We start from the raw sequence: 1,196 nt of genomic DNA on the forward strand, positions 1-1,196 counted from the left end.
AGCAAACCAATAAGGAGTGAACAAATGATGGCTCACCTAAATTCTACCGTATCTTTTGAAAAAATGCTAATGAAATTTATATCAGAGGAAGATCCGATGCAATCTATGCTCAAATGGCTCTGTGAACGTCTCATGGAAGTTGAAGTAGAAAGTAAGCTTTGTGCCGAGAAATCAGAACGGAACAAGGAACGCCAGGGATACCGATCAGGCTACCGCGTTCGTCGGTTTGACACAAGAATGGGAACAATGTATCTCATGGTTCCTAAAATCAGAAATGGCGGATACATTCCCTTTTTTGTAGAGGCAAAAAAACGTTCCGAAGCCGCTCTAATGAATGTCATTCAGGAAGCCTACGTCAATGGCGTCTCAACCCGCAAAATCGATAAATTAACCAAAACGCTAGGCATCGAATCCATTTCACGCAGCCAAGTTTCAGCAATTACTAAGGATTTAAACGAACAAGTAGAAGCATTCCGAAGCCGAAAGCTAGAAGCCACATATCCGGTTCTTTGGGTAGATGCGTTATATGAGCGAATTCGTGATACGCAAAGGGTTAAAAATATGGCCGTACTAGTCGTTACTGGCATTAATTTAGAGGGCAAACGTGATATTTTAGCGGTAGAACCCATGTATGAAGAGTCTGCCGCAACGTATACGAACGTATTTGATCAGCTAAAAGAACGAGGTTTAGAGAACGTATGGCTGGTCGTATCTGACGCCCATAAAGGCCTAGTAAAAGCTGCCCGAGAAGCTTTTCTCGGCTGCTCCTGGCAACGGTGCAAGGTTCATTTTATGCGAAATATATTGGCGCATGTTTCTGGTAAAAATAAAAAATCGTTTGCCGCAAAGCTTAAGCAAATCTGGCTACAGCCGGACTACGAGAGCGCTCAAAAATATGCGAATATATTCATGAATGACTATGAAGTTCAGTATCCGCAGGCCATATCCTTGTTAGAAGAAGGCCTCGAAGAATCGCTTCAATTTTTCAGTTTCCAAGAAATTGATGCTAGAAAAATCTCATCTACAAATCTACTGGAACGATTAAATAGGGAAATCCGGCGCCGGACTAGAGTCGTTGGAATTTTCCCCAGTATGGATTCATACGTCCGGCTTGTCACAAGCTATCTCATTGAGTACAGCGAAGATTGGTCCAGCGGGCGTTCTTACATTAATCCTAAAATTATTACCGAGCTTCA

Annotated in this window: 1 protein-coding gene; it reads left to right on the plus strand. The window is 42.5% G+C overall.

Annotation, left to right across the window (positions count from 1 at the left end):
• Positions 1-27: 27 nt before the first annotated feature.
• On the plus strand, positions 28-1,196 hold a 1,169-nt coding region (locus AB840_RS15285), incomplete at its 3' end, for an IS256 family transposase (RefSeq protein WP_048515674.1).

It is taken from the genome of Megasphaera cerevisiae DSM 20462, assembly GCF_001045675.1.
In the GTDB taxonomy this organism is placed as follows: Bacteria; Bacillota; Negativicutes; order Veillonellales; family Megasphaeraceae; genus Megasphaera; species Megasphaera cerevisiae.